Source organism: Desulfitobacterium dehalogenans ATCC 51507, from assembly GCF_000243155.2.
Classification (GTDB): Bacteria; Bacillota; Desulfitobacteriia; order Desulfitobacteriales; family Desulfitobacteriaceae; genus Desulfitobacterium; species Desulfitobacterium dehalogenans.
The window spans coordinates 3,187,341-3,213,782 of record NC_018017.1 but is presented as its reverse complement, the minus strand read 5'-3'; the positions used below and the strand labels follow the sequence as shown (position 1 = coordinate 3,213,782).

At 40.5% G+C, this 26,442-nt stretch carries 34 protein-coding genes; 29 read left to right on the top strand and 5 right to left on the bottom strand.

Annotated features, from left to right (window positions below):
* Window positions 1-76 precede the first annotated feature (76 nt).
* From DESDE_RS15600 to DESDE_RS20835, 4 genes are all read right to left on the bottom strand, one after another.
* Window positions 77-2,170 (bottom strand): recombinase family protein, encoded by a 2,094-nt coding sequence (locus DESDE_RS15600; RefSeq protein ID WP_014794989.1) that lies wholly within the window; start codon window positions 2,168-2,170, stop codon window positions 77-79.
* A gap of 3 nt (window positions 2,171-2,173) precedes the next feature.
* On the bottom strand, window positions 2,174-2,374 hold the full coding sequence (locus DESDE_RS15595) for a hypothetical protein (RefSeq protein WP_041917286.1): 201 nt from the start codon (window positions 2,372-2,374) through the stop codon (window positions 2,174-2,176).
* A 223-nt stretch (window positions 2,375-2,597) separates the two neighbouring features.
* Window positions 2,598-3,737 carry a dGTP triphosphohydrolase gene (dgt, locus tag DESDE_RS15590; RefSeq protein WP_014794988.1) on the bottom strand — a complete coding sequence of 380 codons (1,140 nt, stop codon included), beginning with the start codon at window positions 3,735-3,737 and terminating at the stop codon, window positions 2,598-2,600.
* A 329-nt stretch (window positions 3,738-4,066) separates the two neighbouring features.
* Window positions 4,067-4,906: a LexA family protein gene (locus DESDE_RS20835; protein WP_014794987.1), complete on the bottom strand. Its 840-nt coding sequence runs from the start codon at window positions 4,904-4,906 to the stop codon at window positions 4,067-4,069.
* A gap of 164 nt (window positions 4,907-5,070) precedes the next feature.
* Here DESDE_RS20835 and DESDE_RS15575 point away from each other — a divergent pair, with 164 nt between their 5' ends.
* The 7 genes from DESDE_RS15575 (at window position 5,071) to DESDE_RS15545 (ending at window position 8,489) form a co-directional block, all read left to right on the top strand.
* On the top strand, window positions 5,071-5,289 hold the full coding sequence (locus DESDE_RS15575; protein ID WP_014794986.1) for a helix-turn-helix transcriptional regulator: 219 nt from the start codon (window positions 5,071-5,073) through the stop codon (window positions 5,287-5,289).
* Window positions 5,290-5,291: 2 nt separating this feature from the next.
* Window positions 5,292-5,489, top strand: a complete 198-nt coding sequence (locus tag DESDE_RS15570) for a hypothetical protein (protein WP_014794985.1) — start codon at window positions 5,292-5,294, stop codon at window positions 5,487-5,489.
* Window positions 5,490-5,527: 38 nt separating this feature from the next.
* The gene (locus DESDE_RS15565; RefSeq protein WP_014794984.1) at window positions 5,528-5,716 is read left to right on the top strand and encodes a hypothetical protein; all 189 of its coding nucleotides are present in this window, start codon (window positions 5,528-5,530) and stop codon (window positions 5,714-5,716) included.
* A gap of 73 nt (window positions 5,717-5,789) precedes the next feature.
* Window positions 5,790-6,254 (top strand): hypothetical protein, encoded by a 465-nt coding sequence (locus DESDE_RS15560; RefSeq protein ID WP_014794983.1) that lies wholly within the window; start codon window positions 5,790-5,792, stop codon window positions 6,252-6,254.
* Window positions 6,255-6,281: 27 nt separating this feature from the next.
* Window positions 6,282-6,710: a hypothetical protein gene (locus DESDE_RS15555; RefSeq protein ID WP_014794982.1), complete on the top strand. Its 429-nt coding sequence runs from the start codon at window positions 6,282-6,284 to the stop codon at window positions 6,708-6,710.
* A 217-nt stretch (window positions 6,711-6,927) separates the two neighbouring features.
* A complete protein-coding gene (locus tag DESDE_RS15550) occupies window positions 6,928-7,176 on the top strand; it encodes a hypothetical protein (protein ID WP_014794981.1) in 249 nt (82 codons plus the stop codon).
* Window positions 7,176-8,489: a hypothetical protein gene (locus DESDE_RS15545; protein WP_014794980.1), complete on the top strand. Its 1,314-nt coding sequence runs from the start codon at window positions 7,176-7,178 to the stop codon at window positions 8,487-8,489. Before DESDE_RS15550 ends, DESDE_RS15545 begins: the two co-directional genes overlap by 1 nt.
* 365 nt (window positions 8,490-8,854) lie before the next feature.
* Here the strand turns inward: DESDE_RS15545 and DESDE_RS15535 are convergent, their stop codons facing one another.
* Window positions 8,855-9,784: a hypothetical protein gene (locus tag DESDE_RS15535; RefSeq protein ID WP_014794978.1), complete on the bottom strand. Its 930-nt coding sequence runs from the start codon at window positions 9,782-9,784 to the stop codon at window positions 8,855-8,857.
* A gap of 293 nt (window positions 9,785-10,077) precedes the next feature.
* On the opposite strand from DESDE_RS15535, the gene DESDE_RS15530 reads away from it, so the two are divergent.
* From DESDE_RS15530 to DESDE_RS20830, 22 genes are all read left to right on the top strand, one after another.
* The gene (locus tag DESDE_RS15530; RefSeq protein WP_014794977.1) at window positions 10,078-11,898 is read left to right on the top strand and encodes a DNA cytosine methyltransferase; all 1,821 of its coding nucleotides are present in this window, start codon (window positions 10,078-10,080) and stop codon (window positions 11,896-11,898) included.
* 9 nt (window positions 11,899-11,907) lie between these two features.
* Entirely contained in the window at window positions 11,908-12,423 is a 516-nt protein-coding gene (locus tag DESDE_RS15525; protein WP_014794976.1) for a hypothetical protein, read from the top strand.
* A 42-nt stretch (window positions 12,424-12,465) separates the two neighbouring features.
* Window positions 12,466-12,666, top strand: a complete 201-nt coding sequence (locus tag DESDE_RS15520; protein WP_014794975.1) for a hypothetical protein — start codon at window positions 12,466-12,468, stop codon at window positions 12,664-12,666.
* Complete coding sequence (locus DESDE_RS15515; RefSeq protein WP_014794974.1) at window positions 12,654-13,001, top strand: hypothetical protein; 348 nt, start codon at window positions 12,654-12,656, stop codon at window positions 12,999-13,001. Before DESDE_RS15520 ends, DESDE_RS15515 begins: the two co-directional genes overlap by 13 nt.
* A 5-nt stretch (window positions 13,002-13,006) precedes the next feature.
* The gene (locus tag DESDE_RS15510) at window positions 13,007-13,234 is read left to right on the top strand and encodes a hypothetical protein (protein WP_014794973.1); all 228 of its coding nucleotides are present in this window, start codon (window positions 13,007-13,009) and stop codon (window positions 13,232-13,234) included.
* A gap of 31 nt (window positions 13,235-13,265) precedes the next feature.
* Complete coding sequence (locus DESDE_RS15505) at window positions 13,266-13,697, top strand: hypothetical protein (protein WP_014794972.1); 432 nt, start codon at window positions 13,266-13,268, stop codon at window positions 13,695-13,697.
* A 110-nt stretch (window positions 13,698-13,807) separates the two neighbouring features.
* Window positions 13,808-14,371, top strand: a complete 564-nt coding sequence (locus DESDE_RS15500; RefSeq protein ID WP_014794971.1) for a hypothetical protein — start codon at window positions 13,808-13,810, stop codon at window positions 14,369-14,371.
* 162 nt (window positions 14,372-14,533) lie between these two features.
* Entirely contained in the window at window positions 14,534-15,049 is a 516-nt protein-coding gene (locus tag DESDE_RS15495; RefSeq protein ID WP_014794970.1) for a hypothetical protein, read from the top strand.
* Window positions 15,050-15,124: 75 nt separating this feature from the next.
* A complete protein-coding gene (locus DESDE_RS15490) occupies window positions 15,125-15,817 on the top strand; it encodes a DUF7736 domain-containing protein (protein WP_014794969.1) in 693 nt (230 codons plus the stop codon).
* A gap of 46 nt (window positions 15,818-15,863) precedes the next feature.
* The gene (locus tag DESDE_RS21930; RefSeq protein WP_014794968.1) at window positions 15,864-16,040 is read left to right on the top strand and encodes an antitoxin VbhA family protein; all 177 of its coding nucleotides are present in this window, start codon (window positions 15,864-15,866) and stop codon (window positions 16,038-16,040) included.
* Complete coding sequence (locus DESDE_RS15485; protein WP_014794967.1) at window positions 16,041-16,718, top strand: Fic/DOC family protein; 678 nt, start codon at window positions 16,041-16,043, stop codon at window positions 16,716-16,718.
* A 110-nt stretch (window positions 16,719-16,828) separates the two neighbouring features.
* Window positions 16,829-17,020 carry a hypothetical protein gene (locus DESDE_RS15480; RefSeq protein ID WP_014794966.1) on the top strand — a complete coding sequence of 64 codons (192 nt, stop codon included), beginning with the start codon at window positions 16,829-16,831 and terminating at the stop codon, window positions 17,018-17,020.
* Window positions 17,021-17,177: 157 nt separating this feature from the next.
* Window positions 17,178-17,963 carry a ParA family protein gene (locus tag DESDE_RS15475; protein ID WP_014794965.1) on the top strand — a complete coding sequence of 262 codons (786 nt, stop codon included), beginning with the start codon at window positions 17,178-17,180 and terminating at the stop codon, window positions 17,961-17,963.
* Complete coding sequence (locus DESDE_RS15470; protein ID WP_014794964.1) at window positions 17,960-18,946, top strand: ParB/RepB/Spo0J family partition protein; 987 nt, start codon at window positions 17,960-17,962, stop codon at window positions 18,944-18,946. Before DESDE_RS15475 ends, DESDE_RS15470 begins: the two co-directional genes overlap by 4 nt.
* Window positions 18,939-19,157, top strand: coding sequence for a hypothetical protein (locus DESDE_RS15465; protein ID WP_014794963.1), 219 nt, complete (start codon window positions 18,939-18,941; stop codon window positions 19,155-19,157). Before DESDE_RS15470 ends, DESDE_RS15465 begins: the two co-directional genes overlap by 8 nt.
* Complete coding sequence (locus tag DESDE_RS15460) at window positions 19,154-19,846, top strand: JAB domain-containing protein (protein ID WP_014794962.1); 693 nt, start codon at window positions 19,154-19,156, stop codon at window positions 19,844-19,846. The genes DESDE_RS15465 and DESDE_RS15460 overlap by 4 nt, the downstream gene beginning before the upstream one ends.
* 425 nt (window positions 19,847-20,271) lie before the next feature.
* Complete coding sequence (locus tag DESDE_RS15450; RefSeq protein WP_014794960.1) at window positions 20,272-20,607, top strand: hypothetical protein; 336 nt, start codon at window positions 20,272-20,274, stop codon at window positions 20,605-20,607.
* 7 nt (window positions 20,608-20,614) lie between these two features.
* The gene (locus tag DESDE_RS15445) at window positions 20,615-21,286 is read left to right on the top strand and encodes a DUF6710 family protein (protein WP_014794959.1); all 672 of its coding nucleotides are present in this window, start codon (window positions 20,615-20,617) and stop codon (window positions 21,284-21,286) included.
* Window positions 21,287-21,380: 94 nt separating this feature from the next.
* Window positions 21,381-22,346: a DUF3991 domain-containing protein gene (locus DESDE_RS15440; protein WP_014794958.1), complete on the top strand. Its 966-nt coding sequence runs from the start codon at window positions 21,381-21,383 to the stop codon at window positions 22,344-22,346.
* A 13-nt stretch (window positions 22,347-22,359) separates the two neighbouring features.
* The gene (locus DESDE_RS15435) at window positions 22,360-22,863 is read left to right on the top strand and encodes a hypothetical protein (RefSeq protein ID WP_014794957.1); all 504 of its coding nucleotides are present in this window, start codon (window positions 22,360-22,362) and stop codon (window positions 22,861-22,863) included.
* 169 nt (window positions 22,864-23,032) lie between these two features.
* Window positions 23,033-23,359 (top strand): MobC family plasmid mobilization relaxosome protein, encoded by a 327-nt coding sequence (locus tag DESDE_RS15430; protein ID WP_014794956.1) that lies wholly within the window; start codon window positions 23,033-23,035, stop codon window positions 23,357-23,359.
* Window positions 23,360-23,433: 74 nt separating this feature from the next.
* Complete coding sequence (locus DESDE_RS20830) at window positions 23,434-26,433, top strand: relaxase/mobilization nuclease domain-containing protein (protein ID WP_014794955.1); 3,000 nt, start codon at window positions 23,434-23,436, stop codon at window positions 26,431-26,433.
* Window positions 26,434-26,442: the final 9 nt, after the last annotated feature.

The window sequence follows — 26,442 nt, the reverse complement described above, 5'->3', positions numbered from 1 at the left end:
ATAGCAAAGCAAACGGCTGGAGAGCAGGGAAATGCCCTATTCTCCAGCCGTTTCTGACTTGTTTTATATAGCAGGATCAGTATGCAGTAGGGCGGTCCAAGGTTCGGTATTGAAGGGCTTCGGCGAGATGAAGAGGAAAGATATTCTCCTTACTATCTAAATCAGCAATGGTACGGGCAACCCGCAGTATTCTATCGTGGCTGCGAGCGCTTAGGTGCTGACGGTCGAACACATTACGAAGAAGCTGTTCCCCAGCGGAGTCAAGACTACAGAAGGTGGATGTTTCCCCAGCACTCATCTCCGCATTAGTTCTGCTCTCCCCTAGACGGGCCCATTGGCGCCGGCGTGCCTTGAGAACACGGTTTTGAACATCTGCTGAGGTCTCACTTTCCGAATACCGGTGAAGTTCATCAAACTCCACCCGGGGAACTTCAATGTGAAGATCGAAACGATCCAGTAAGGGGCCGGATATCCGGTTACGATAATGACTGATTTGACGTGGCGTACAGATACATGCTCGCTTAGGATCCCCGTACCATCCGCAGGGACACCCGTGTGATTCACTATGTTGGTCACTATGTTGGAAACTATATTCAATGTAAATAGTTGCTGTGGGGCTTTTATCTTCATGAATTGTTTCTACTATGACTCGTTTTACAAGCATCTTAACGATTTCTCTCTTTTCATCCCAAAGGATATCTTCATGAATTCTTGATTTCAAGTAGGCGAGCAGCTCTTGAATTTTTGATATTTTTTCTTCGCCAGTAAATTGCTGATCAGGATACTTATTTAATTGGCTTAACCTTTCGTTAAGCTGCATTGACTCTGTATTTATTTTTTGAAGCTGTAGTTCAACATCTTCCACAGTAATTATCTTTTTCCGAAACAGATCCAGTATCGATTGCTTTTCAGATTCTTTTTGGTTGATGGCTTTAGTTAGAAGGTCCTTTTCCTGATTTAGTTGTTCAACATAGGAGTTATCATCAGCAATTTCCGTTTCTAATTCGTTTAAAAGATCATCAGGATTGCTTACAAAATACACGATATCGGACCATACTAGATTTTCAAGCCATTCTTGAGGAACATTCTTAGAGGTGCATTTTTCTTCATTTGGACCATGGTACATGTTTTTACTATGGCATCTATAATAACCTGTAAGTTTATTTTTTGATCCACTATAAGCGGTACCGGTGTAGGTCCTGCTACAACTACCGCAGCGAATAAGTCCACTGAGCAAGTAATTACGCATTTTGTTCCTCGTTGCTTCGAGTCTATTTTCTTCAAGAACAGCTGCGGCTTGATCGAACATTTCGCAGGTAACAATTGCGGGAACTTTTCGGGTGATTATTTCGCGGTCTTTTTGGGACCGGCGACCATACTCATGTATTCCTTTATAAGTTGAGCTAATAAGTATAGCTCTTATTCTTCCTGGGTACCAAATTCCGGCGGTGTTTTCCTTTCTTTTTCCTTTCAATACCTTACGTCCATCCTTAGTATAAGAAGGGGGAATACCCAAAGCATTAAGGTAGTCAGCAATTTTATAGGTGTTCATACGTCTTTCAATAGTTAAGCGATAAATCAATATGATAACATCGACTTCAGATAATTCAAATCCTGGAATAGGATCGTTTGATAGAGCTAAATACCCGTCTTCAACTCTATATCCATATGGAACAATGCCTCCTAACCATTTTCCATTCTTTGCAGCTCTGTTGGCACCAAGCCACATCCTCTGCAAAATAGTCTCTCTTTCAAGGTCTGCCACGCCGGCCAATATGGTTAGCAAGAATCTACCGCCTGGATCGCTGGTGTCGAAAGGCTCTGTCATGCTGCGAATTTTTACTCCGTGCTTTTCAAGTTCATATACTGAATTTAGTATTATTCGAGCTGAACGCCCGAGCCTGTCCAACTTGTAAATAAGTAAAGTTTTGATTTTGCCCGCTTTTGCGTCTTCGAGAAGACGCTTTCCATCTTTACGTTCCTCTAAGGGAATGGTGCCTGTAACACCGTCATCCAGGTACCATTCTTCCAACTTAATTCCGTGCAAATCACAGTATTTATTACCAAAGTCAATTTGGTTTTCGATGGTACCTCTTTCAGCCTGATCTTCAGAAGAGACTCGACCATAGGCAGATACCTCATCTAAGTTAATTTCTGCAATTCCAAACACTTGTTAGTCCCCTCCAATTTCTTTAACTTGGCTAAAAGCTCGATTGAAGTCCCTTATTGATACCATAAAGCGGTGATCAGGCAAAGCCTTATAAGTTCTGATATGGTTATTGAAAATAAAATCAATGGTTTCCGCTTTACTTAATTTGAGAGCTGCACTTACCTGTGTAACGGTTAAATAACGGTCATTTTGCGTTTGATACACCTCCTAAGGAGCCGCTAATAGAAATAGCCCCACAGCTCTCCCTAGGGAGAAATGTGGGGCTCTGAGGGCCCTCTGACAAGTTTAAGTGTTCTGGACTTCCGGCTGAATATCGCGGAGCCCCTAACATATTTATGTGTTCAGTATAGCAGATGTTGAAAAAAGAACAAGTGTTCTATAAATGGAAATTATTGATACAAGAAAGCAAGGCAACAATACTTTTCGTTTAAACTGTCATTTTTTCCTCATAGTAGTTGTCAAAATCGTCGCTAACAGTATCCGGAGACAAGTTATTGATTATGTTCATATACGCCAAATCTGCATTTTCATCTCCAAGCCACTGAATATAATCTACTACCATTCTTTCCGCTCCGAATTTATCAAGTTTGTACTGATTTATTTTTCTGTTTTTTCTTAGGATAAATTCAGGGTTATTTATGCAGTAGTCAAAGATAGTGCATATCTTTTCAATTCCCTCTTGGTCTGTGGCCACAACCATTGGAGAACAGATTATCTCTGAATAAATATGTCCCTTGATAGTATCATAAACTTTAAGAAAATCAGAGCTAAAAGATATGTGATCTCTATTTTGGCTGTTACTAATGACATCATATATCAAATGATCGATCCAATTATGGTCAAACGGAATGTCAGTAAGGCTGTTCCATAATACTTTGAACTCGTCTTTTGTTATTAATCCGTTTCTTATTCCATCATCTATGTCATGCTTTAGATAGGCAATTCCGTCTGCAATATTGACAACTTGTCCTTCAAGAGAAGCTGGTTTGCCTGGAGCATAACGGTCGATTTGATTCAATTCATTAATAGTGCCTGAGCAATTTGTATGCTTTAAAATTCCCTCGACAACATTATGGGTTAAATTGAATCCAGGATATGGCTCTCCTGTAGCGTTATCAAGGCGATTACATAGAGTTGTTCTCAATATCCATACACTTTGAGCATTATGGTGAAATGTCATTCCACTAAGGCATTTTTTTAGTGCAGTTTCTCCGGCATGACCATAGGGAGTATGCCCCAAATCATGGCCAAGTGCTATAGCCTCTGTGAGATCTAAGTTGAGTTGAAGAGGTCGCGAAATAGACTTGGCTATTTGTGATACTTCCAAGGAGTGTGTCAAGCGAGTTCTGTTATGTTGTTCAAGTCCACTTGCCTTAAAAATCTGAGTCTTCATTCGTAGCCGGCGAAATGGGTTTGAATATAGAATTCTTCCAACATCTCGTTGATACTCAGTTCTATAGATGTCCGGTGTCTCTTTTTTCCAACGTTCTGCGTTTTTTGATTTTTTTGCGTTACGGCGTAAGTGCTGTTCCTCCCAAGCTTCCTGTTGTTCTCTGTAAGTTGTCATACTATCCTCCTCTTAAATGTTATTGAAAAGAAATATATTAGCTATTTTTATTTCAATACCCGTAAGCCCTTGCAATTTTCTTCGCAGCCCAATCCGATTGTATTTCAACATGAGCATGTCGCATATTTAATCCAATGATATAGCCGGCGCTAGCTAGAAAATATCTTTACGATGAGACAGCTTATAAGAGCTTTTTAATTCAAGCCGTAATTAATTACAATATGGGAAACGACTTTTAATCACTTCCTGTGGAATTATGTCGAAATTGATATATATGATAAGAACTGCCCTTCTTTTTTAGTAAGGCAGTTCGTTAATTATATTAAAGGTTAATTAACTTTTTTTACAACGCTTGCGAATAATTCAAGCATATTCTGAACTTGTTTTCCGTCAAGGCCAATCTTACTGGCCCTCATAATCGTATCTTGCCAATCTTGATCGAGGATATCCTTCGATATAACCATATTTTTATAATCATGAAGAGAAGGAGTTTCCTTTATTACTCGAATAAGTTTTCCAATAATTCTGTGTTGGGCCGTAAATGACATATCTTCATATTCGGGATTCGCCGAACGGAGCTTGAATCCCGTATTATCTTGGACAAAAAATTTTAGTGCCGCTCTCCATTCACCATCATCAATACCGGCTGCTACGATGGAACCGTGAGAAGCAACCGAAGTTTGCTCCATGAGAGCAAGATCGCCTTCATGAATGCCAACCCAACTCATGGAATCACCAACAATACGAAGGGCAAAGTCTGCATCGAGATAATCTGGAACACGAATTACTTCTTCCCAATTATCCTCTGAAAGTATAGGAAGCCCGGCACGGATTGTCCCTAATACCGGTATAGTCGAAAGAGGTGTAGATTTATAACTGTGCTTATATGAAGTTGAAGCCTCACCGATAACTATTGCTCCTGCTGGAACTCCAGTTAAGTAGTCGTTTGATGGTCGAATAGAATCTGAGCGCCCGAGAAGATAATCAGTAGTAACATTGAAGTAATTAGCCAAAACTAATTTAATATCATCACTTGGAACCCTCACATCATTTTCATATTGACTAAGAGTCGAATTATTTACCTTCAGTATTTCGGCCAATTCTTTTTGATTTAAGCCTTTTTTTTCTCTAAGAGACTTAATTCTTTGCCCCAAAGTATTCTTGCTCATCAGGTTACCATCTCCAATTTCACATATTGTGAACAACTAAATTATAATTGGAAAGGAAAAGATATACAATCAAAGTTCACGAATAGTGAACAATATTGTTGACATTTGCTAAGTGTGAAAGTATAATAAAGATATAATTAACGTTTCGTGAAAGGCGGTTTGTAATGATTGAACTAAAGTTTGCTAGAGAAGCTAAGGGATATACCCAAGAGCAGATGGCTCAGCTAGTTAAAATAGGCGTTTCCACATATAACATGTATGAAAAAGGCAATAGAAATGTCCCGGATTATATTGCTGACAGAATAGCTAATGTTCTCCAAATTCCTAAAGACGAAATTTTTTTGCCTGTAAGATTCACAGTTAGCAAATGTAAGGGGGGTTAAGCATGGCTGAACCGGCAATTTTTATAACTGAACCTACATACCAAAGCAAAAAATTTGAGGATACCGTTACTGTCGTGCGTATCTTTAATCCGAATAAAGAGAAGATGCTTTCAGCCTTAAAAAGAGTTGTGAATCTTGCAGAAACTCATGCAACAGATTCGACTGAAGATTTGGATGCTGAATTGGATGCTATTTCATAAATCAAAATGGAAGGAAGATAGCTGAGGGGAGTGGGGAGATGAATCATTCAACTATCATTCGCTGTAAAAAATGTAACAGAAGACTCTTTGATATCAGTAACTGTGAGGGAAAAGTCAATATTCAGATCGTCTGTCCAAAATGTGGGGAAATATGGGAAGTTTCAATATCCGGTGAGCTTATCAAAATCAACCGCGTACGGAAAGAAAAAGAGCAAGTTGGGAAGTAAAGGCAGAATCGAACCAAAAGAGATCTTAGGCTGGCTTTGTTGGGAGTGAGTAAACAGAAGAAGGGGGAAAAGCATGTACAGCATGAAGGGGCATTGGATGCTCGTTAGTAAGGAATACAAAGAAGATTTTAGCACAAAGAAAATCAGAGAGGATGTAAAGATTAGCCTTACGGATAAAGAGTATATCAACCTAAAGTTGCTGGCTTACAAAGCTGGGTTCAGAACCCCTGGAGACCTTTTATCATCCTTCGTTGGCGATTTAACAGGTTGGCACAGAAACGGATCGGATGAGAGCGAACTTGCCGAAATGTGGTTCGAGAGAACTTTTGGCGAAAGTGAAGATCACAGTAATTTCATTCACTACCTCTATAATAATGACTTTACATTAGGAGATATGACTGAGCTTCTTTACGATGAAGACTACTTCGAGGACGTATATGAAAACTACATGGATGAAAACAAGGGAAAGAAAAACCAGACAAAAGAAGAATGTAAAAAACTCATGACAGAGCTGCTTGAAAAAGGGGAAGAGCTATAAAGTTTTTGATTAAGAGGGGACGATGATATGGACATAATAATCCAGCAAAATAACATTAGCATCGAAAACTTAACGAATCGGCAGTTTGCCTTGATTTGTGAAGCGGTTTTAAGCCATTTTTGGGAGACGGGCGATTATGGAATTAACGAAGCTGACCGTGAATTGATAAGAGAGGCTTTTGAAAAAGTTGATGGCAAATCTATCCTTGACTTGGCTTCAGAAAGGCGTGAAATCCAAGAGAAGGTTTGGTCAATTATGGCTAGTTACAATTCAGATATTACCTCTCGTCATGCTTGCGTTACTACCCATCGCGGACTTGCCATTTACGTCTTAAGGGAAGCTTGCCCGGCCGCCGGTGATAAGCTTGGATATCTTATCAATCATGCAAATTTTCAAGGAAGACATTATGATACGGTTCAAAATGCAATGGATGATATTGATAGATGGAAAGGATGAACATTTTGCACCGCCCGCCTGATGAGCGCAGACGCGCCTTGGGTCCGCTGGGTACGGACCGAAACTGATGATCCGGCAGAGCTGCCGGGGAGGTCGCGGGAACCCTATTAGCCGCTAATCATTATTAAACTCAACTTCTATAAACAGTTAAATAATTCCTTTAAATTGCTCTAGAATTTAGTTCGGTGAAACGGAACGGAAGGATGTGGGCGAAGCTATGTCCATAGGTAAATCAAAAAGTGAAGCTGTACAGTTAAATGAATTTAGAGAAAAAACGCTTGATTCATACAGGGAGGCGGCAAAAAAAAGAGGGTGTCAATATTTACACTGTTATTGCTTAGCACACATAAAACACCTTGTTACATCCGAGTGCTCAGATAAATTGTTGAGAAAAATGATAGAGATTGCGATTGAAGCTTACGATCTTGTCGCGAATGATACAACTCTCCCTTGGGGGGTGAAGTGATGTCGAAGCTTAAATCCTCCGGGCGGCCGGCTGGCCGGAAGAACACCTCTATACGAGCCGACCGGCTGGAAGTGATCCAGCAGGTAGCCGAAAAACTCATTGCCGGCATGGCCATTGCGTCCTCATCGGAGTTGGCTTTAGCAATCTGGCCGGAAGCGGGTCTGGACAAAACAGTCCTCAATGCAAAATCTAAAACTATTCGTCTGGCACTCAAAAACATAACGGACAATCCGGAGTTGGCCTCTATACCCCAAGAAGCTCTCCAGGCGGCTCTTGTGCAAAGAGCTGGACTAAAGAAGGACCCAAAAGATATTGAAAAAGAAAAGGAGGAGAAGGAAGCAGCTCGTCGATCACACCTTGAGCTGCAGAAAAAAGATTGGATGAGTCAGCCGGTTCGTTTGATGGAAAGTCGGATCAAGGCAGCGGCTAAAGAAGCTTTGGGAATTTATATCGGTGAAGGAGTAACACCGTCCAATCCGATGCCAAGTTTTAATGTCCGAGTTGCCCGCAACACATTTACCCGGGAATCGGCTCTTCAGGTTCTGCAATTAGAGCTGAAAATCCAACTCCATTCTGTGCTGCGCTACACGTGGGGTGGGGAAGAGGCTTGGGAGTTTTTTCAGAAGGCAAAGGAGTTAGTAAAACTCAAAAAGAAGCGTTTTAATGCTGAGAACTTGAGACGAGAAGAGGTATCCGCATTGGATTATCAGCTCAAGCAGTTACAAGATGATGTGGAACTGGCCTATGAGAAAATGAATAGTCAAAAAGGCTGGGCCGATCCTGATCTGACCGCCAGTCAGCAGCTTTCAAACTCAGATATTAAAAACATGGTAATAGAGTACCACACCAACGAAGTAGAAGCCTGGGCTGCAGACAAGCTACCGGCAGATGTCCAAATTCCCAAAGACTTGCGATATCCCGAAGCGGATAAGCTTTGGGATAAAGAACCTTTGCAACAGCCTGAATCAAATTCTTTCCATACCCTGGCTCCTATAGAAGATAGCGCAATAAAACGTGATATTGCCAACACGATACGAGGAAGCTCCCTACGAGTCGCGGGGATAGATAAAGCGGCTTTCCCAGAGAATAAAGATTTCTTCACTGTGGAGGATCTCGAATATCTATGTATGTTCTATGACCGGGGGAGCAAGGAAGTTGCCAAAGCATTGAAAAAAAGCGTCGGTTCGGTCATCAGAAAATATCAATGGCTTAAAAAGCTCAATCTAGTGGATTATTACAAAGAACGTTTCTCAGAAAAAGAAAAAGCCCCGGCAAAAGCCGAGGGACAAATAAAAATCTCCCGTTCATTATAACTCAAGATCGGGCCAAAAACAAATCGACGTTTTCCTACAGCGTTGTAGCATTCAATAATGCCAGGGAAAGCATGGAAGATTCCAAAAAGCATCCTATTGATGCAATCATTTACTTCTATTAGATTGGCAATTCAAAACAAGTTAAAAGTGAATAAATGGAGGGGTAATTATTGTGACAGTAAGAAAAATTTATTTAAGGAGTAGTTTACGGATTAAACGAAGAGCTTCAATTAAAAGAAAGAGTCATATTTTGTTAAAATTTCATCGGCTAGCGCTAGATACGTCCAAAATGATAGGTGAAATTCGCTCAGAATATGAATTTTTGGTGTTAGCAGGTTCTTTTCTGGAATGCAAACAAAAGGAGGCTACATTCGAATAACAAAGCAATATAGTAAATAGTATTTAAGTTCGTCATAAGGCCATAGCCAATACAACCAATGATTTTTAGAGCCATCTAATTCGTGCGAAAATGTAGGGAATCTATTAAATAGGTCCTTAGTGCCCACTGTTGCGCCGAAAATACAAAATTTTTGATGGATAGTTTGAATATATGGGAGATCACTGGTTCTGATAGCTTTTTCTAAATCGGGCAATACCCCTATATTGCCTAATTCGAGTGATACTTCTGCTGCGTCAAGCCAAATGAATAGAGCACCATCTTTTTCTACGAGATTTATTAAAACTTGATGATAATTCTCTATTACTTTGTAAATCAAGTATTTAGCTTCATCTATCAAGCTCTTTTTTTCTTTTGGACTCAAGTAATCTCCAAGAAGATCAAGCGTTTTCAGCATGTAGGGGATTACTAATTGTGTATGCATAGCTGAAGATGCAACAACTGAAAAACTACCATATAGATCGGATAAATCATCTATAGGCTTTAGATCATTTGCAACTTTTCTAATATATGAAACAATTTTTTTTCTTGGCATTTCATCAACCAGCATTGCTTCAAATTTCTTCGGAAAACCAGCTTTAGTTAATCCTGAAACATCGATATTTAATAGCTTAATTTTCAGACTTTTACTTTCATCAACCTTTTGACGGATAAGAGCATCTTTTACGCTACTTATGTCTAAATCAACAAGATAAAGTTCATCAACATTTTCTAGCCAGCAATTGAGGTCGATGTCGTCGCAATTTCCTGCGCCGAAAATAATAATATTTTGACTGGGCTTGTTTTTCAGGAGTGCCCTTTCTTTAAAGATTTTAGTTAATTGGTCTCTATGAGCCTTCCAATCATACCATCTTGAGAAGTTCCTTGATGAATTGAATTTATTGTAGATGCTATTCAAAAAATCACCTCAGAAATTTACTACTCTTTGCTAATTATATAATAAAATTGCACATTTTTGTATTAATTTTCAATTCTCGGCAACCAGTTGAACTGGCCCAGCAGGGCTGAGGATAAATTAAAGATCAAATTATGAAAGGGGAAGATGATGGGAAATCAAACAAAGTACTCTATCATTAAAATAATCACTATTTCCATTGGATTGGTAGTAAGTTATTGGGATTATGAATTATAAAAGCAGTAGGAACAAACGTCCTGCTGTTTTTTTATTTCAATAACCAGGAGGTGGATACATTGTTAATAGAAAAAACCTTAGCCGTCATATTTACAGGGATTGGCGGTTATTCTTATGGCGCATTAAAAGCACAAGTGGAATACGGCGGGAACGTTTATAGATACAAATTAACTGCAGCAATCGACTGCGACCCGATTGCTTGTCATAACCACGATCTTATAACCGGAGAATCAAAATCTATCGTGATGGATTTATTTAGCAGGAAGCAGTATATTCGCTTTCATGGGCAAGAGCCGCCTGAAGATTGGCATGAAATCACGCCATGGGATATATGGGTTGCATTAGGTTACAGAGTGCCAAACGTGTTTTTTCTGAGTCCCCCGTGTAAAGGGCTTTCAGGATTGCTTTCCAAGAAGTTTGCAGATTCAGAGAAATATCAAGCTCTTAATGAACTGTCTGTAAGAGGGATGGAACTTGTACTTTTGGCATGCTACCTCTATGGAGGTGACGTGCCGGAGATTGTGCATTTTGAAAATGTTCCGCGAATTACGTCCCGGGGTAAAACCCTATTAACAAAGATGAAAAAGCTTCTGAAGCATTATTGTTATGCTGTGGATATGAATCCCAGCCATAACTTAGGTCAAATAGGAGGGCTTGGACAGAATAGAGTACGCTTTCTGATCATGGCCAGGCAGGAGAGTAAAATCCCGAACTTTATCTATCAGCCGGCCAAGAAGCCTATGAAGACTATTGGAGATATCATCGGTCCGTTGCCGGTACCAGGCGATACAGTTGCTGGCGGTTGGATGCATCGGATGATGAATTTGCAGTGGAAAACCTGGGTAAGGTTGGCCCTTATCCGTGAAGGCGGTGATTGGCGTGATCTCAATGCTCTCGATTGGTGGAATTATGGAATTACCTATATTCCCCGAGGAGCTGGTGCTTATGGTGTCCAGGCGTGGGATGAACCGTCGAATACAGTCATTGGGAATGCTCGTATTAATGGCAGCAATGGATGTGCAGCTGTAGCCGATCCAAGAACGGGCTTTAAAGACAACACTCATGTTTCACTTTACCGGGTAAGTAAGTTCACTAAATCGGCCCCAACGATAACGGGAGCCATTGGTCCAACGAATGGCTGCATAAACATTAGCGATCCTAGGCTGAGTCAGAGAAGCAGCAGGCATCCAAGTGTTTACCAAATTGTTAGATATGATGAATGCGCCCCCACTGTCACCGGCACAAGGTTTGGCAGCGGGGCCTTGGCCATTGCGGACCCCAGAATTCCAGAACGCCCCGGTCGATACACAGATAAGTATCGTGTACAAGATTGGAAAAAGGCCGGAAATACCATAACAGGGGTTACTGATGTACAAAGTGGAGCTCAGTTGATCGGCGATCCACGATTAACCTGTGAGTGCCGTTCTGGAAGTTATGGTGTCCAAGCATGGGATGAGCCAGCTAAAACAGTGTTTGCCAGTTATGATGTACATGCAGGAACAGCAGCAGTGGCGGACCCGAGAATACCTGAAGATACGGAACGAGGTGTCTGGATTATTATATCCGAAGATGGTACCTGGCACAGACCGTTAACAACATATGAGGGGGCCATTCTCCAGTCATTTCCTACTCATCTTCCGGATGGACGTCCTTTTCAGCTTGAAAAGTGTTCTGATGCTAAGGCGAGAGAATATATCGGTAATGCATATCCACCGGCTGCAGCCACAGCAACAAGTGAAGTAATGCTTTTGGCATTGGCCAAAGCCGATGCCAAAGTTGAATTTGAGTTAAGTCATAAGACCATTTGGGTTGCACCTGATTCGACCGAAGAGGTATCTGATGTGACACATTTAAGTCATTTTGCGCAACATCGGAGGTAGATAAAAACGATGGAGATACGAGATGAAATAATTATCACTTATCCAAACGTCACGCTTGAGTATGCAGAATGTTGCTCTGACAGTATGAAGCGCTTAGGTACATATGCTGAGATATTGTCCGGAAAACTTGGCTATAGGTTGAAAGTTGGTGACGAGGCGGGATTTCTGCAATCGCCTTATCTTAAAGAAGAAAGAAAATCACCATACCGGAAGTACCCACTCTTCCCTTCAACGGTCGTTAAAGAAATCACCGCTGCCGGGGTTTTATTCGCTGACAAATGGTATCCCGACGAGGCGGCATTTATACCGTTTGAGGATTTGCTGGTAAAGCCTGTGGACGCTACGCGAATCAAGTTTGATATCCGTGAGCTTCTGGACGGAAATGCTCAAACTTGCGAATGGTGCAAGAAGAAAAATAAGTATGTGGAATACGACTTGTTTTCTCGTCACTGGTCGAGGAATCACAGGCTTGATAGTAACCTGAAAAACTTTGTGCTTCTTAACGAGCAGGTGGCGTTTTTCTAAGAAAGGATTTCATCCATTTTACAGGGGAAGGGAGTAGGAGCTGTGTTAAAAGAGATAAAGCCAGGTAGAAAGTATTTTGTGATCAATATTGATGAACCTTATGCTGAGCATATTTACGAGATTTTGAAGGCTGGTCAGATTGCTAAAGGAGAATGGCCCGAAGGGGATATCAATTTTGAAGAGTGGAAAAGAATTACCTTTAATAAACCAATAAAGGAAGGTGAAATTTTATGGAACTTTTAACGGCATTGGGTGCCTATCTTTTCTTCGGAACGGTTGGAGTCGGTATAATGGGTGCCGGCTTTAAATATCATCAGAAGCATGGTGGAGCAAGCACTATGCTTATCGGGTTTTCATTACAATTTTATATCTTTGGAATGGTTATGCTGGTTCCAAAGCTGCCCAATCTATTGGAATCGATTTTAAGTCAAAATATAGACATTAGCGGTTACATTAACGGTTTTTGGCATCTCTTTGTTGGAATCATTTTGCTGGTTTTAAGTGGCGTGGCATCGGTAATCTATAATCGTCAGAAAAACAAAAAGAAGTCGCATGATGAGATAAAGTTAAAGGAGTGATGGCAGTGTCCGGCTTTAAACAGGTCTCACTAGCCGATGTTTTTGATGCCCAAGAGCTTCCCCTTGGATTGGGTGAGTATGTTGAACATAGAAGTAAGCCGGGGGTTATCCTGGAGATTGTCAGCGAACCTTATACTACCAAAACGGGTAAGGTAGGGGTGGAGGTAAAAGACCCGCAGGGTTGGACATATCCGGTTGTGCTGGAATATCTGAAACGTTACAAACAAGCCTAATTGACCCAAAGTATGAAAGGAGAAAGGTAAAATGAGTGACATCCTTGATTTGAGTAGCAATAATAATGAGATTGATTTCAAAAGAATATATGATGAGAATTATGATGATCTCAGAATTGGAAAAACTAGAGAGATTATACTACAAGAAAAAGATTCATTGAAACTCTCGTTAGAAGCCCATCCTATGTGGACCGACCACAAGGGAAAAGGAATACACGCGGTTTCCATCAACGTTTATGATGAAAATAACAGGGCAGGTTTTAAATACTCGCTTCCAGTAGAAGATTATGCAGATCCAGAATTTCGTTGGAAAGAGGTTCGAGGCAATTATGATGAAATAAAATCATGTTTTGACAACTGGGATAAAGCACTAGAAGAAGAATTGATGGAACTGTCAGGAAAGGGTACTCCGCAAGCTCAAGTTCATGTAGAAATGAATGATGAGTGGGATTTGGAACCATGAATAACGTAGGTGGCTTGAAGCCTTTCAGGTGTGATATCTGAGGGGCTTTCTTAGTTTGCTCAGAGTAGCCGCCCACCGGGGCGAATTGACAGTCAAGGAGGACTTTTCTAATGTATAAAGATTACGAAAATGAGCCAATGTACATAGCTACATTCGCAGTCGTGGCTATTCTTACGTTTTTTCCCTCGCTAGTGGCAGCGTTCAGGTATCCATTCTTTCTAAACTACATATCAATCATCAAAGAAACTCAACCTATTATTGCTTTTCTCCCATCGTTCATTGTAATAACTATGTGGTCTCAGGTTCTTGTCTATTGGATTGCGGTAATGATAGTAATGTTTGGTTTACTTATAGATCCTCTATTTAAAGTTAAGGCAAGCATGACTGATTTTAGTGCATCGGATTTCTTAACTACTGTTTTTAATGTTATGTGGCGACGGATGGCAACGGGTTTGATAAGTGTTTTAGGCTTTGCAATAGGTTTTAGTGTATGGGTTATTGTAATTACGTCGGTTTTAACTTTTCATACATCAGATATCACCCTTCCAAATACATTTATCCTTTATGTGTTTGCCGGTATTGGTATGGGTTCGATGACTGCCAAAGGGATGCTCGTTTTTGCGAAGAAACTGGTTTCAATTTTGTCCACAGGTGGACTATCAGGAAATGGATGATATGATGAAAATACAACAATTGATTAAGAAGCCTTACAAGAGTGTCACTTGTAGGGTTTTTAATTAATTCGCAGAGTGGCCGCCCATTAGGGCGGATTAATGCGGCAGAGCCGGTCACAAGCCCGGCATTGTTTGCAAAATGTATAGTGGGAGGGTTTTAAAATGAATAGGATTGGCTCATTTACCCAAGAAGAAATAATTGAAAAATGTCAGGAAAATCCACGTATTAAGGATGGTGGAAGAGAGTTCGGAAGTCACATCTCTGAAAAAGATTATCCTTTTAAATTTTATGAACTAAAAGAACCTCAAGATCTTTTTTATCAAATCGGTAGGAATCCTCGCTTTATAAGAGAAGTGTGTGTTTTTAACAGTTTGGCATTCATCAATCAGATACCAGACAATGGTGATGAGTGGTGGGCGTTAAAAAAATATACGGATGACTCAATAAAAGCTTTTTCTAACATAATATTTGAAGGTTTAATTACCTCAGGTTGGACTCCTAACGGAAATGTAAATGAAAAAGTTATTAAAGATCTGGATGCAGCAAATTCCCCTGAAGAAGTCGAAAGCATTTGGTCAACGTATTTACAAACTGAAAAGGATATGCTGGCGCGTGTTTATAAATCTTCCCAAGCTGAAATAGCCGATGATGAAATGGAATATGACCCACATTATTAAAAGAGAACATCAAGAAGGAAATTGCGACAGGATCAAGAATCAAATGATATATTGAATTAAAAAAGGGGGATTAAAATGGCTGTATATGGTTATATACGCACGGCTCAAAATGAGGAGTTTTCTAAAGACCAAGAAGATATAATAAAACTGACTGCATCTAAAAACGATCTCATAATTGATAAAATATATATCGATCATAATGTCTCTGGATTAGCTTTAGGAGCAAGTTTTCAGGAAATGATGAATACCTCAAATTTAAAAACGGGGGATACCATAATAACCACTAGCTTTTCCAGGATATCAAGAAAAGGTGAACATATTGACACGTTTTTACTGGAAACAAAAAATATAGGTGTTCGAGTTATCAGCGCTAGTGAAGATTTCGACACAGCCATAGGTAGATGGGCCGAATTTGTTTCAAGTATTACATCTTTTCTACCATCATACTTTGGAAGAGAGTTTTACTTAGGTGATATTTTAAGCATTGTTACTGACAAAATACTTTATCCACGGAAAATAGAAGGTATGCACGATATTCTTAATTACATGTTAGGAACTCAGATCTTGACTCATCAAATTCCGGAAGCCATAAAAAAATGCAAACCAGTCATTTTGGAACAACATCCTGAACTTGCCACAGTTGATTTTTCTAATATAAAAGAGTGGGGTGTTTGGCTTAGAATGCAAATCGAATTATTTGGTGAGACTCTACCGATTATGCCAATTCCGCACATTAATTCAGATGCACAAATACACGAGATTGATTGATCAAATTATGTGACTAAGTATGCTCTTATGGAAGGGTGAAGAAAGAATGAAAAGCAAAGAAGAGCGTTCGAGTGAGAACCAACGGATCATATCTAATGCGAAAGCCTCTATGGCCATTGAGGGGTTTACGGTTACTGAAAAAGAATCTGAATTGGTGCAGCAATATCTCGAAGGCTCATTATCTGAAGCAGAGGTTATCAAACGGATTAAAGGTGGTCTCTGAATGGATAGGATAGAATATTGCTATCCCGATACAAACATTCTTAAAAACAAATTAGGGATAAAAGACTCAGGAAAACTCCATGAGATGGAAAGGGGGCTTACTTTTTTTCGCTTGGCTCAACTTGAAAAGGAACCAATCCCTGGCAGGTTTGACTTACAGCATCTGCAGAAGATTCATCATCATATTTTTCAGGATATGTACGGTTGGGCTGGCCAAATTCGTTTGACGAATATTGCTAAAGGAAATTCGTTGTTTGCTCTCTATCATTTAATAGAGCCCTCATGTGATGAGCTTTTTAAAGCTTTGAAAAAGGATAATTATCTTCAAGGTTTAAGTCTTGATAAAGTGAGTGAAAGGTTAGCGCATTATACTTCAGAAATTAACGCTATACATCCTTTCAGGGAGGGAAATGGGAGAGCTACCAGGGAGTTCATTCGCTGCCTCGCTAAAGAGGCCGGATATGAACTCAACTATTCGGAATTTGACAAAAATCAATTAGTGGGAGCCTATATAGCGTCATTTAAGGGAGATAATACTGAGCTTAACAACCTATACAAAGAAAACCTTAGACAAATTATCCCGGAATTGGAAAGGGATTCTTTCATTGAGGAAAATAAGTCAGTCGTAGTAATAGAAGAGTATCGGGAAATGGATGATGAGTGGGAACTGGAACCATGAATAAAGAATTAGCATGAAGCCTTTCAGATATGAAATCTGTAGGGCTTTTTATTATGGTTATTCGAATTTTGTGTGGAATCTCCTAATTTTAAAATGTGAGGATGATATGTATGGATATTAAACAACATGAACCTGAAGGTGTACACTTGGGCATATCAGGCAAAGTCGAAATTGTTAAGCTTGATTATTATAAGGAACGCCGGAATGACAATGCGGTTATTATGGCTAAGGCTGGAAGGGGTATGAATTATATTCATAAAGCTAATCTTGTATCCCGATTTCAAGAGGAAAGAATACTCTGAAATACAACAATTGATTAAGAAGCCTTTCAGGTGTGATACCTGAGGGGTTTTTATTTTACGCAGAGTGGCCGCCCATCAGGGCGGATTAATGCGGCAAGCCGGTTCACAAGCCCGGCTTTTTGCTTGCAATTTTTTAAGGAAAGGGAGAATTAATGTTATGAACCAATGTGAAATTATTGCTATAGCCAATCAAAAGGGAGGCGTTGGCAAGACCACGACGAGTATTAATCTGGGTTATTCCCTGGCTGAGCAGGGAAAGAAAGTCCTGCTGGTGGATTGCGACCCACAGTCTAACCTTACAATGAGTTTTGGGATTGATCATCCGGACGAATTACCCATCACGCTGTATCATTTAATGAGCAATATTATTGATGATGATGAATTACCATTAATATCAGAGTTTATCCTTTCTTTCGGTAACCTTGACATTATTCCATGCAGCATTGAGCTTGCTGCAATAGAGATTAATCTGGTAAATGCAATGAGCAGAGAAGTAACCTTAAAAGCTATCCTTGATCCGCTGAGGCATCATTATGATTACATCATCATTGATTGCATGCCCTCATTAGGCATGTTAACGATCAATGCTTTAGCCGCTTGTGATCGTGTATTGATTCCAGCAGCTCCTCAATACTTGTCAGCAAAAGGTCTGGAACTCTTACTGAAAAATATTATGCGTGTTAAGCGACGGATCAATCCAGGTATCGAAATAGACGGTATCCTTATTACTATGTTCACCGAACGAACCAAGCTTTCAAAAGAGATTCTAACGCTTATCAACGAAGCATATGGAAGCCATATTCGAATTTTTGAAAGTAAAATTCCTGTTAGCGTTAAAGTTGGTGAGGCAGTTCTTAACTCTAAAAGTATTGTTGAATTTGATCCCAAAGGAAAGGTGGCTACAGCATATAAGAACTTTGCAAAGGAGTATGAGGGCCGATGATCGAAAAAAAACTCAGATCTCTTGAGGATCTTTTTGGTGATCCAATTAAAAACAAATCTACTGTCAAGGAAAGCGGATCAATCATTGAGCTTGAGTTAGATTGTCTTATTTCTTTCAGCGATCATCCATTTAAGCTATATACTGGGGAACGACTGGAAAACATGGTTGAAAGCATAAAAGAAAATGGTGTTCTCCAACCTATCATTGTCCGGCCAGTCGGCAGTGGAAAATACGAAATTTTAGCTGGTCACAACCGGGTTAATGCCTCCCAATTGGCAGGACTCAGCAAAATAAGAGCTGAGATTCGCGACGTTGACGATCATGAAGCTGTCATAATCGTCATAGCGACCAATCTTGAGCAAAGATCCCCATCCGATATGCTACCTTCCGAGTTAGCAAAGGCACTTAAAATGCAGCTTGAAGCGGCTAAGGCAACTGGAAAAAAACAAATTATTAATGCGCTAGATTCACCCTCAAACCCGCATGGAGACAGGGATTCACAGGAAGGTAACCCAGTGGGGCACCGGGGTAAAAGTATAGAAAAAGTTGCCGATAAAAATCGTATGAGTAAGACAAATATCCAACGGTATATTAGGCTGAATGAACTTATTCCAGATCTCCTCGAACGGGTAGATGACGAGACAATAGCTTTACGTCCTGCGGTTCATTTATCGTATTTATCAAGAAACGAGCAACAAATAATAGAAGACACTATTTCTATCAAGGGCTATAAAATTGATATGGCTAAATCTGAAAAACTAAAAGATCTATCCAAACGAGGGAAATTAACTGACGAGAAAATTTACTCTGTTTTGTCCGGCGAAGATGAAAAAAAGCCTAAAAAGCCAACTAGTATTAAGCTTAAGCCAAAACTGGTTACTAAATTTTTTAAATCAGAGCAAAACCAGGCCGAAATCGAAAAAGTTATTGAGGAAGCACTAACTATATATTTTCAGATGAAGGAGGAGAAAGAAGATGAATAATTACATTCAGGAGCTTAATGAATTTAGCGAGTTAATGGTTAAACTCATTGGACCAACAGTGGATGAAGCACAGGAGCTGAGGCGCTGTATAGATGATTTTGGGGCTGACATCTTCAATCACCTTGACCGTATCAATTTACCGTTGGAGCAGCTTGAAAAGCTAGATGCTATTCGAATTCTTATATCCGGCCGCAAGGAGGACAATCAATGAACCCTTCTCAAAACCTTGCATATAAAGAGATTTTTTTGAGTGGTTTGGCCGGGCTTACCGGCCTTTCTCATGCCCAGCTCAAAGAATATAGTAAATCAAGTTCTATTTTCAATATCATGGATTATCCGGAACTAGTCGATCCGACTTCAGAACAGTTGGAGCGAATTGAACTTCTCAAAAAACTAATCAAAAGCTATAACGTGTTAAGAACTGCAGAAACTACAAGGATGGTATTGGATGATGTTTCTGCTGCAGGAAGATATTTTGTATCCTTCCTGGAGGGCAAGAGAGATAAAGAGGTCTTCATGGTTGCTTTCATGGATACCAAGCTAAAAGTCATTGAAACGAGGATAATGAGCGAAGGGGATATCAATTCGGCCGCCGTTTATCCAAAAGAGATTTTAAAGAGAGCATTAGATTGCAGTTGCTCCTCAATTTTTCTAGCGCATAATCACCCCTCTGGTGATCCCACGCCCAGTAGAGAAGATATTGCCTTGACTCAAAAGCTAGCCAATATATTTGAACCTATAGGAATTCATATTAATGATCATTTTGTTGTAGGGGGGATGAACTATTACTCCCTTAAAGAAAACGGTGAGTCTTGTTTTGACTATAGAGATACTGCAAATTATCAGCCTATCTATTATCATCAAGATAATGCTGCAAATGACCATGAGCTAGAGCCATAATAAATCAAGACGTGAACTATCCCGTCTTTTTTATTGTCCTAAATAGGTGAAGAAGGGAGGTAGATCTTGCATGTCTATCGTGTGTAGTTGCTTAAAGAAAATGGAACAAGACATTATTCAAAATTACACGGTTGAAGAGGTAGAGCCGATAATTCAAATACCTAACTGGGGAGTAACCGTAATGGAGGCAATGCCATATTCGAAAAAACTTAATAGGCATTTAAAACGCTCTGGTGTTCGATGTGTACATCATAAATGGAGTCATTGCCCTCTGTGTGGCAAAGAATTTCAGTAAAAGAAATATAGGAGGAAGAAACATCTAATCGCAGAGTGGCCGCCCGTCAGGGCGGATTAATGCGGCAGGCCGGTTCACAAGCCCGGCTTTTTTGCATGCAAATTTTAAGTGTCCGAAGGAGGTGGGATGATTGGATAAGGAGCTTAAGGCGATCATAAAGCCTTATGATAATTGGTTTAATGATGTAGATGAGGAAACCAATCTTCAGGCTAAAGCTGCTTTGCTGGAATTTTATCGGGTATTGCGCAAAAGGAAACCAGATACTAGGTATGAGATGGGAGATATTTATCACTTTCGTTATCTTCTTTTTTTTGTAAATATTAAGAAGGCCTTTGAAGAAGAAAAATATCTTCGTGTATGTAATGAATTTCATTCGTTGATGTACTATACTCCCTTTTTTCAGAAAAGAGTTTATAATAATGCTATTAACATTCTAGAGACTTATCTTGAGATAAAGGGAGGGTGAAAACAGAGTGCTTAAAAAGCTATTCTCTAAGAAAGAGATAAAACTGAGATCACACCCGGAAAGGGAATTTGATTGGGCTATGAGTTTTGTCCGGGAAGCCTTGGAGTATGAGAACACCAATGAAGACAAGATTATTATTTTGGATTTCATGTTAGGGCTGATCAGGGAAGATTTAAAAACCTCTTTAATGACAAGTGTTTTTTACAATGAAGAACCTGTGAAAATTTCTCCTTTTTTCCCGAGTACTTACGAAGACGAATCAGGGAAGCTAAACAATTTGGAGACCGATAAGAGTCAGAAAAGAGAAATTGACTTAGCCAAGGATTGTGTTTTTGTTGTGCCGTGGGATAAGAGTGACTTGAGAGGTACTATAAAGAACATATTTCAAAACCCCTTTGAATTCATAGACTCTAATCACATGGCCAACTACTATCCTTATTTAGATATTTGTCATGCTTACAATGGACTTCATTCCATAACAGCAGGAATTGGACATAAAAAGGGGATAATCAAAGCTGACGTTATGGATATCACCCCTTTGTTTAATCACATCTATACTGACGGGAACTGTTGGTTAAATCAACATAACCATAATAAGCTGTGGGAGCTATGGGATTTTCGTATTGGAGTGATTTATGAGGTGGCGAAGATTAAGTACCGGCTGGAGAGGAAACTATAACCCGATTTTTTAGAGCTGATTTATAGGGGTTAAGACGTGAATTATCGCGTCTTTTTTTATTGCCCAAAATCGATAAGGAAAGAGGTGAAAAATCATGGGGAAACGGAAACTCTTCACGGATGAACAGGTTGACATGGCTAATAACATTAACATCCTGGAATATGCCAGGCAAGCGGGTTATCCCATTGAACAAATCTCACCTAAAGAATTTAAAATACCAAAACAGGGTGGTCTCCGTATTGATGGAAACGGCCATAGGTGGAACTGCTTTTCAACCAAAACGGGTGGCGGACCGATTCAGTTTGTTATGTACATGGAGAAAAAGTCCTGGGTGGAAGCCGTAAAACAACTGCTTGGATTATCAGCGACTTTAGACTCAGCTCAAAGCTTATACCGTCCTCCGCAAAAGCCCGAAGTGGAAAAAGGTGAGCTCGTATTACCTGAAAAGAACAATACCTATAAGCATGTCTTTGCATATCTAATCAACACACGAAAGATAGACAAAGACATTGTTTCTTTTATGGTCAAGCAAAAGAAGCTTTATGAAAACAGTCATCGATCTTGTGTTTTTGTCGGTTACGACCAGGATGGTGTCGCCAAATATGCCTCAGTTCGCAGCACTAACACAATGGGTAGCAGTTATCGTGGTGATGTAGCTAACTCAGACAAGACTTGGGCCTTCCGTATGGATGGGACGAGCGATACGATTCGAGTCTTTGAAGCTCCGATTGACGCTTTAAGTTATGCTACATTTTTCAAACAGTATGGAATTGAAAATCATGACCATATGTTAGCTCTCGGTTGCCTTGGTGATGTGGCATTAGAACAATATCTTAAGGACCATCCCGAAATCAAACAAATTATTTTCTGTGTAGACAATGACAAATGGGGCCATCAAGCAGTGGAACGCTGGACAGATAAGTATAAGTCAGATTACTCCATAGCTCATCATTTCCCCAAGGGAAAGGACTGGAACGAAGATCTAATCTCTTTTTTCAAGGAGATGGAGAGTAGGGAAGTTGATTTGGAGCTGGATCAGGCCGAAGAGGCTGAGCTATGAAAGGAGAATTCTAATGGAAAACATTGAAATTTTGAAAAAAAATAATCCTCTACGCTTTGCGGATCTGCAAGCGGGAGATACCGTTTTTATTCAGTATCATCCAAGGGAAAAGTATCGTTTTTGGGAGTTTGGTAAAGTCATCGACATAAAAGAAAATCACCGCTCCGCATTGGCGGAGATCTCACTTGAACGCCCTAACCTTCAAAAAAGCGATTTACTAGGGGCGTATGTTGACGAAGTAGATGTGGTGCAACGTGTTAATGAGCCGGCATCCCCTATGGTTAATAAGCTCCATTCTTATATGGATTTGGATTTCTTGAACTTTAAAGAAAATCCTGACAGCAACGGTATAGCAGAAAAATTAAGAGAGATCTACTTGGGTTTACAGCATGGTGTAGATGTTGATCGCTTTGTGAGGCCTGAATACAGTGCTGATCTGATGAAAGAAATTCGATTAGACCTGGAGAAAGACATAGAATTAGACCAGTTTCAAGATGAATGGGATCACGAACTGTAGGGCATTTCTTTTTCAATATCCCCCGCCCCAGATTGCGTCTTATGTCCCGGCAAGCTTCCTATTTGGGTGCCCACGCACCCAAATAGCTTGTTGGGAGTACCTCCCAAACCCTCCTTGGGGACTGCGTCCCCAAACCCCTCTAAGATACCGGAAAATGGAAGTGACGGAGATGAGAAAAAACCCTGAGCGTATCGTCATCCGAACGACAGCCGAGCGAAAAAAGGACGTCCAAGACAAGGCTAAGCGTTTGAATATGGATGTCAATGATTACATGCTGATGATGGAGGAACGAGGAATTATCTATGTAGTAGAAGATGTACCCAATTTGCTTCGACAGCTTGGCGGTATGGGTAACAACCTGAACCAACTTACCCACTTATGCCATATGGGGAAAATTAAAGAACCTGAAATACTCAAGCAGCTGGAAGCTAACATGAAGGGGGTGAAAAAGATATTGCGATCCTTGAGTTTATTAATCGCGAGAACAAAGAAATAAGAAGTCTGAAGAAGGCGATTGATTACATCACTAATCCTGAAAAAATCAAAACCAATGATTATGATACAGAAAAGATGGCGATTGAACGGGTTCTTAAAGATGAAAACTCTGACACATCTAAATTAGTGCTGGATTATATTATGAATCCCGAAAAAGCTGAGCTTGTTACCGGGATCAACTGTACACCTGAGACAGCATTCGAAGAAATGTTGATGATTAAAACGGCCTACAATAAAACAGATAAAAGGCAATTCATTCACTTCGTCCAATCGTTTCATCCTGAGGAAAAGGTAACGCCGGAGCAAGTCCATGAAATTGGCGTTCGGCTTGCTAAGGAGTTCGAACGCTTTTCAGGGTTTCAAATGGTGGTGTCAACGCATCTGGATCAGGATCACCTGCACAATCATTTTGTGATGAATACCGTGAATATGGAACATGGCCTAAAATGGCAGCAAAGCCCGGCACAAATGCAGATGGCTAAAGATTTCTCCGACCAACTCTGCAGAGAGTATAGTCTCAGCACGATAGAGCATAAGGGGAAGGATAGAGAATCCTCCGGAGAATATCGCGCAAGGCAGATAGGGCGGAGCTGGAAACATGAGTTGCGCTTAGCGGTGGATGCATGCATGAAAAATTCCGTCAACCGAGATGACTTCGTGAACAATATGAGGAATCTGGGTTATGACACCAAATGGACGGACACGAGAAAAGACATCACATTCTTTACGGCTGAGGGTAAACCATGCCGCCTTGACAACTTAGATAAGGAGTGGACTAAGGAAGTACTGGAGGAGACTTTTAAATTTAACCAAGAACTTAAAAACCCCGAGGATATGGCTGGTGAAATCAAAAAGTTGGAGCTTGCTGTGCAAGTAGCCAAGGCTGGAGCTGAAACGCAAAAAGCAGAGCAGCAAGCTGATGAGCAGAACGACACCAAAGACTCAATGAAAAGCTGGGAAGATAAATTACGCCAAGCTATTGATACTTGTATGGAGAATTCGATTGGCCGAGCCGACTTCATAGTTAATATGAGAACGCTGGGCTATGAGGTTAATTGGACGGATACACGGAAGGACATAACCTTTATTACACCGGAGGGTCGAAAACGTCGTAATAGCACTTTGGATGAGAATCTGACCAAGGAAGCCTTTATAGAGGCATTTAATAGAAACAAGGAATACAAGGACAGGGAGGTCATGGCTACTGAAATTAGAAAGATGGAACTGCGAGATAAGGACAGTAAGGCTGAGCTGCATAAGGAAGAGGCTCCTATCGAGGAAGGTAATCATGAATTAGAGCCAGTTGAGGTTGGGGATTCGGACATACATGTTCAGGATCATCTGGAAAGCAGCCATGATGATAACGCAAACCAAGAATACCGTGTTGATTGGAGTGCTCGTTATAAGGAAGCGCGAACATACCTTTACGGTAAAAATGAAATTAAGCAGGATTTTAGCAAGGCACATCAATTATTCACGGAAGAAGCACTTACTGGCAACGTCCTAGCCATGCATGACCTGGGCCGGATGCATGCAGACGGGCTTGGAGTAGAAGAGATTGATCTTGTGCAGGCTCAAGAATGGTACACAAAAGCTTTCACTGGATTTAACGCCGTGGAGAGTGAGGCAAGTAGGCCATATATAAAGACCTATGCTCAGTACCGCATAGGTAAAATGTATGCTACAGGATTGGGAACGCTTCAAGATTATTTTGCAGCGGCAAATTGGCTAGAGATGGCTGTTGAGGAAAATCATAAATATGCTCAATATACTTTAGCCGGTTTATATTATCGTGGTCAGGGAGTTGATCAAGACTACGGAACAGCCTTCGTGTTGTACCGCCAATCTGCTATCCAGGGTAACTCTTATGCAGATTATGAGCTTGCCAAAATGCTACGGGGCGGAATCGGGACTGAAAAAGATACAAGCAAAGCTGACGAGCATTTCCGATGTGCTTTTGCGGGCTTTTCAGCCATGGAAAAAGATAGCCGTGACGATAAGCTGCAATATCGACTAGGGCAAATGCTTTATACGGGAACCGGCACAGAGAAGAACATACCCAGAGCCATTGATTACTTAGAAAAATCTGCGAATACCGGTAATGTTAATGCACAATATTTACTCGCAAAGATTTACTTAGAGACGGAGAATGCTCCGCCTGATAAAATTCGTAAAGCGTTAACGTTACTTGAGAAAGCTGCAGGAGGTGGCAACACCCAGGCTCAATATGCTTTGGCGAAAATACTTATCCAAGGGAAACATGTAGAAAAAGATATTGCTAGAGCATTAACACTTCTTACATCATCGGCAGAGCAAAAAAATCAATTTGCTCAGTACGCTCTTGGCAAGCTGTATGTGGAAGGTAAAGTCGTTCCCAAGGATGTGGTAGCAGGTTTGGAACTGCTCAAAGCATCTGTAGAGCAGGGGAACCAATTTGCTCAGTATACTCTTGGCAAGCTGCATCTGGAAGGTGAAGTCGTTCCCAAGGATGTGGCCGCTGGGCTAGAATTGATTAAAGCGTCGGTGGAGCAGGGGAACCAATTCGCTCAGTATACTCTCGGCAAGCTGTATCTGGAAGGTGAAGTTGTTCCCAAGGATGTGGTTGCTGGGGTGAATCTACTTAAGGCATCGGCCGAACAGAAAAACCAGTTCGCACAATACCGCTTGGGTAAGCTCTATATCGAGGGTGAAGATGTTCCTAAGAATGTTCAAGTTGGCATACAACTTCTCAATGAGTCGGCAGAACAAGGAAACCAATTTGCTCAATTCAAGCTCGGCATCGTGTATCTATCCGGAAAAGATGTTCCACGAGATAAGGAGTTGGCAAGACACTATTTCACCCTATCGGCAGAACAGGGCAATGAATTAGCTCAAGTATTTTTGAAAGAGATGGATTCACTTAATATCCCATACCTCATGCATTACCTGGATCTATTCACGAGAGGAGGTCATAATCCGAATACATCCAGATATCCTTTATCTCGCCTTGAAGGACATGCTCTGAAAGAGAAGATTCTTGAGCTTAAATTTAGCAGCAACGTCAAATGGGATAAGGGGCAAGGATACGAGCGTTAGAAAGGAGAT

What these genes read in the sequence shown, in the direction of transcription:
- dgt (WP_014794988.1), bottom strand. Translation starts at nt 3,737, where the DNA reads ATGACAACTTACAGAGAACAACAGGAAGCTTGGGAGGAACAGCACTTA.
- DESDE_RS20835 (WP_014794987.1), bottom strand. Translation starts at nt 4,906, where the DNA reads ATGAGCAAGAATACTTTGGGGCAAAGAATTAAGTCTCTTAGAGAAAAA.
- DESDE_RS15575 (WP_014794986.1), top strand. Translation starts at nt 5,071, where the DNA reads ATGATTGAACTAAAGTTTGCTAGAGAAGCTAAGGGATATACCCAAGAG.
- DESDE_RS15570 (WP_014794985.1), top strand. Translation starts at nt 5,292, where the DNA reads ATGGCTGAACCGGCAATTTTTATAACTGAACCTACATACCAAAGCAAA.
- DESDE_RS15565 (WP_014794984.1), top strand. Translation starts at nt 5,528, where the DNA reads ATGAATCATTCAACTATCATTCGCTGTAAAAAATGTAACAGAAGACTC.
- DESDE_RS15560 (WP_014794983.1), top strand. Translation starts at nt 5,790, where the DNA reads ATGTACAGCATGAAGGGGCATTGGATGCTCGTTAGTAAGGAATACAAA.
- DESDE_RS15555 (WP_014794982.1), top strand. Translation starts at nt 6,282, where the DNA reads ATGGACATAATAATCCAGCAAAATAACATTAGCATCGAAAACTTAACG.
- DESDE_RS15550 (WP_014794981.1), top strand. Translation starts at nt 6,928, where the DNA reads ATGTCCATAGGTAAATCAAAAAGTGAAGCTGTACAGTTAAATGAATTT.
- DESDE_RS15545 (WP_014794980.1), top strand. Translation starts at nt 7,176, where the DNA reads ATGTCGAAGCTTAAATCCTCCGGGCGGCCGGCTGGCCGGAAGAACACC.
- DESDE_RS15525 (WP_014794976.1), top strand. Translation starts at nt 11,908, where the DNA reads ATGGAGATACGAGATGAAATAATTATCACTTATCCAAACGTCACGCTT.
- DESDE_RS15515 (WP_014794974.1), top strand. Translation starts at nt 12,654, where the DNA reads ATGGAACTTTTAACGGCATTGGGTGCCTATCTTTTCTTCGGAACGGTT.
- DESDE_RS15505 (WP_014794972.1), top strand. Translation starts at nt 13,266, where the DNA reads ATGAGTGACATCCTTGATTTGAGTAGCAATAATAATGAGATTGATTTC.
- DESDE_RS15500 (WP_014794971.1), top strand. Translation starts at nt 13,808, where the DNA reads ATGTATAAAGATTACGAAAATGAGCCAATGTACATAGCTACATTCGCA.
- DESDE_RS15495 (WP_014794970.1), top strand. Translation starts at nt 14,534, where the DNA reads ATGAATAGGATTGGCTCATTTACCCAAGAAGAAATAATTGAAAAATGT.
- DESDE_RS15490 (WP_014794969.1), top strand. Translation starts at nt 15,125, where the DNA reads ATGGCTGTATATGGTTATATACGCACGGCTCAAAATGAGGAGTTTTCT.
- DESDE_RS21930 (WP_014794968.1), top strand. Translation starts at nt 15,864, where the DNA reads ATGAAAAGCAAAGAAGAGCGTTCGAGTGAGAACCAACGGATCATATCT.
- DESDE_RS15485 (WP_014794967.1), top strand. Translation starts at nt 16,041, where the DNA reads ATGGATAGGATAGAATATTGCTATCCCGATACAAACATTCTTAAAAAC.
- DESDE_RS15480 (WP_014794966.1), top strand. Translation starts at nt 16,829, where the DNA reads ATGGATATTAAACAACATGAACCTGAAGGTGTACACTTGGGCATATCA.
- DESDE_RS15475 (WP_014794965.1), top strand. Translation starts at nt 17,178, where the DNA reads ATGAACCAATGTGAAATTATTGCTATAGCCAATCAAAAGGGAGGCGTT.
- DESDE_RS15470 (WP_014794964.1), top strand. Translation starts at nt 17,960, where the DNA reads ATGATCGAAAAAAAACTCAGATCTCTTGAGGATCTTTTTGGTGATCCA.
- DESDE_RS15465 (WP_014794963.1), top strand. Translation starts at nt 18,939, where the DNA reads ATGAATAATTACATTCAGGAGCTTAATGAATTTAGCGAGTTAATGGTT.
- DESDE_RS15460 (WP_014794962.1), top strand. Translation starts at nt 19,154, where the DNA reads ATGAACCCTTCTCAAAACCTTGCATATAAAGAGATTTTTTTGAGTGGT.
- DESDE_RS15440 (WP_014794958.1), top strand. Translation starts at nt 21,381, where the DNA reads ATGGGGAAACGGAAACTCTTCACGGATGAACAGGTTGACATGGCTAAT.
- DESDE_RS15435 (WP_014794957.1), top strand. Translation starts at nt 22,360, where the DNA reads ATGGAAAACATTGAAATTTTGAAAAAAAATAATCCTCTACGCTTTGCG.
- DESDE_RS15430 (WP_014794956.1), top strand. Translation starts at nt 23,033, where the DNA reads ATGAGAAAAAACCCTGAGCGTATCGTCATCCGAACGACAGCCGAGCGA.
- DESDE_RS20830 (WP_014794955.1), top strand. Translation starts at nt 23,434, where the DNA reads ATGGCGATTGAACGGGTTCTTAAAGATGAAAACTCTGACACATCTAAA.